The organism is Gemmiger formicilis, assembly GCF_016901605.1.
Classification (GTDB): domain Bacteria; phylum Bacillota; class Clostridia; order Oscillospirales; family Ruminococcaceae; genus Gemmiger; species Gemmiger formicilis_B.
In genome coordinates this window covers 1-2,918 of sequence record NZ_JACJKP010000256.1, presented here as the reverse complement: position 1 = coordinate 2,918, position 2,918 = coordinate 1, and the positions used below count along the sequence as shown (strand labels likewise).

Here is a 2,918-nt window from a genome sequence, read left to right as displayed (position 1 = left end):
GCACCGCGCCGAACCGGGTGGCGCGGTCCTGTTTCAGGGCTTCCACCATTTTCTGTTCCGCCTGCTGCATGCCCCGGGCCTTGGCGTAGGTATCCAGCTTGTCCCCCTGGATGGTCAGCACCGGTTTCAGGTTCAGCACCGTGGCAAAGGCTGCCGCCGCGGGGGTGACGCGGCCGCCCTTTTTCAGGTATTCCATGGAATCCACCGTAATATAAATGCTGGCATCATAGGCCCGGTCTTCCAGCCAGGCCTTGATCTCCCCGGCCGTTTTGCCCTGCCGGGCCAGTTCCAGCGCACTGTTCACCGAGGCCGCCTGGGTCAGGGAGATGCGGTGGTTATCCACCACGTAAACCTTGCCCCCGCAGGTTTTGGCCAGCTGGATGGCGGTGCTGCAGGAGTTGCTCAACCCGCTGGACATGGGGATGTACACCACCTCGTCCCAGCCGTCCCGGAAGATGCCCTGCCAGAAATCCAGCAGCTGCCCGGGGGAAGGCTGAGAGGAGAACACCTCCTTGTGTTCTTTCATGGCCGCATACAGCTGCTCATTGGTAATATCGATGCCCTCCAGGCAGGCCCTGCCGTCCACCATCACCGGCATGGGCAGCAGATAAACGCCCAGCTGCGCGGCTTCCTTGCCGGTCAGGCTGCTGTTGGTATCGGTCGCAATCGCCACTTTCATCTTTGAAAAACCTCTTACTTTTCGTTTGGGCCGCTGCCGCCATTGACAGCGGGAAAATCCATGATACAATACGAGACAAGTGTATCACATTGGCAAGGGAGCGGCAATTCCCGCGTATGAGACAAAGAGCGGGATTGTGTTTCACATTCCCCGCAAAAGGAGCATTCCGCCGTGGACAAAAGAAAAGAAGAAAACCTGCGCGTCAAACGCGATATCACCAACACCCTGTTTGCCCTGATGCAGCGCAAAAGTCTGGCGGAAATCACCGTTTCCGAACTGGTCCGGGGGGCCGGGGTGGCCCGGGCATCCTTTTACCGGAACTATGCCTCCAAGGAGGATGTGCTGGTCACGCTGGTGCGGGATGTGCTGGAACTGTTCCGCCGCAGCATCCACGAAAGCCCCGAGGGACTGTACGCCCGGGAGAACATCCTGCTGAGTTTTCAGTTTTTTGCCCGGTACCGCAGCTATATGCTGGACCTGTGCCGGTCGGGGTTTTCGCTGCTGATCCTGGAAGAGCTGAACCATTTTCACGAAAGCATCGAGGGGACCATGCCTTCCTCCTCCATGGAGCGGTACTCCCTGTACATGTACATCGGGGCGCTGTTCAACACCGCCGTCACCTGGCTGGCCGACGAACACCCCGCTGCCCCCGAGATCATGGCCGACTATTTTTACCATAAACTGCACACCTGCACCATGCTTGCCCCCGGCGACCACTGACCCAGAAGCTCCCGCCGGGGTATTCACAGTTTGGCCATGGATTCTTTCCAATTTCTTCAAAGAGCTTTTATAAGTCCGCCACAAATCCGGGGTATGCTATATACATACAAACAAGCGGCCACGAAAGTTCGGACCCGCTTCCCACTGCATCCGGCCATGCCAGGGCAATCGCCCGGCCGGTGGCAGACAACCTACAAGGCCTTGGTGCCATTATATAGATGCAAAAAGCCACGGAAGGCGATTTTCAAAAATCGCATTGCCGTGGCATTTGCTTTGTCCGGGAGATTTTGCCGCGGCCCTTGCAGCCCCTGGGCGCCCCCATTGTATTTTTGCAAAAGATGATTGACGGCGCCGCCGGACCGGAATACAATAAGGCCAACACAGGGATCGGCGGCACCGGATTCCGGGGGATTGCCGCCCTGCACGGGGAGGTTTGTCTATGCCGGACGCTACACTCTTTGCCCAATACAGGGCCATCATGCAGAACACAGCCCTTCTGGGGCTGTACCGGGAATTGCTGGCCCTGCTGCGGGCCGCCGCCCGCCGGAAAGCCAAATACGTGGTGGCCTTTGTGCACGCGACCATGACCTTTGAGCTATGGCTCAGCGCCGCCAACCAAAAAGCCCTGGCCCAGCTGCCGCCTGTGGGCGCCGAACTGCTGCCGGAAGACCGGGTGCCCGTACCTGCGGAATGGGCGCCCTTTGTGGCCGCCCGGTGGGCGCTGGGCCATACCGAACTGTGCCGGCCCGAAGCGCTGGCCGAACAGGCGGCAAACCGCATCCGCAGCCTGGACCTTTGCCTGTAAAATACGCAAAGGCGCGGGGATGTTTCTCTGTGTACCACAGCGTCCTTCCGCCCGTGAGGGTGTTGCGCCCCCCTGCGGCGCGGAATCTGTAAAAAGACATACAAGGAGGAGGAACCATGAGTGCCATTGACATTGAAAAGTTGACACGGGATTACGGCAACGGCAAAGGCATTTTTGCCGTGTCCTTCCAGGTCAACGAAGGGGAGGTGTTCGGTTTTCTGGGCCCCAACGGCGCAGGCAAAACCACGACCATCCGGCACCTGATGGGCTTTATCCGGCCCAAAAGCGGCAGCTGCACCATCCGGGGCATGGACTGCTGGAGCGAACGCTGCCGGATTCAGGAACATCTGGGCTATATTCCCGGCGAGATCAGCTTTTTTGACGATATGACCGGTGCGGAATACCTGAAATTCCTGGCCGGGTACCGGGGGCTGAAAACCGCCCCCCGCATGAAGGAAATGATGGACCGCTTTGAGCTGGACCCCAAAAGCAAAATCAAAAAGATGAGCAAGGGCACCAAACAGAAGCTGGGCATTGTGGCGGCCTTTATGCACGACCCGGACATCCTGATCCTGGACGAACCCACCACCGGCCTGGACCCCCTGATGCAGAGCCGCTTTGTGGAACTGCTTGCGGAAGAAAAGAACAAGGGCAAAACGATCCTGCTTTCCAGCCATATTTTTGAAGAGGTGGAACGCACCTGTGACCGGGTGG

At 58.7% G+C, this 2,918-nt stretch carries 4 protein-coding genes; 3 read left to right on the top strand and 1 reads right to left on the bottom strand.

The genetic code is table 11. The features are described 5' to 3' along the window. A partial coding sequence (locus H6B10_RS13785; RefSeq protein ID WP_204652130.1) for a DegV family protein occupies positions 1-679 on the bottom strand: 679 nt, incomplete at its 3' end. Positions 680-850: 171 nt separating this feature from the next. Here H6B10_RS13785 and H6B10_RS13780 point away from each other — a divergent pair. The 3 genes from H6B10_RS13780 to H6B10_RS13770 form a co-directional block, all read left to right on the top strand. Next, positions 851-1,399 carry a TetR family transcriptional regulator gene (locus tag H6B10_RS13780; RefSeq protein WP_204652129.1) on the top strand — a complete coding sequence of 183 codons (549 nt, stop codon included), beginning with the start codon at positions 851-853 and terminating at the stop codon, positions 1,397-1,399. Positions 1,400-1,838: 439 nt separating this feature from the next. After that, positions 1,839-2,204, top strand: coding sequence for a hypothetical protein (locus H6B10_RS13775; protein ID WP_204652128.1), 366 nt, complete (start codon positions 1,839-1,841; stop codon positions 2,202-2,204). A gap of 116 nt (positions 2,205-2,320) precedes the next feature. After that, positions 2,321-2,918 (top strand): ABC transporter ATP-binding protein (locus H6B10_RS13770; protein ID WP_204652127.1); only part of this gene is annotated, 598 nt, incomplete at its 3' end.

Coding starts and splice junctions, on each gene's coding strand:
- H6B10_RS13775 (WP_204652128.1), top strand. CDS start 1,839: ATGCCGGACGCTACACTCTTTGCCCAATACAGGGCCATCATGCAGAAC.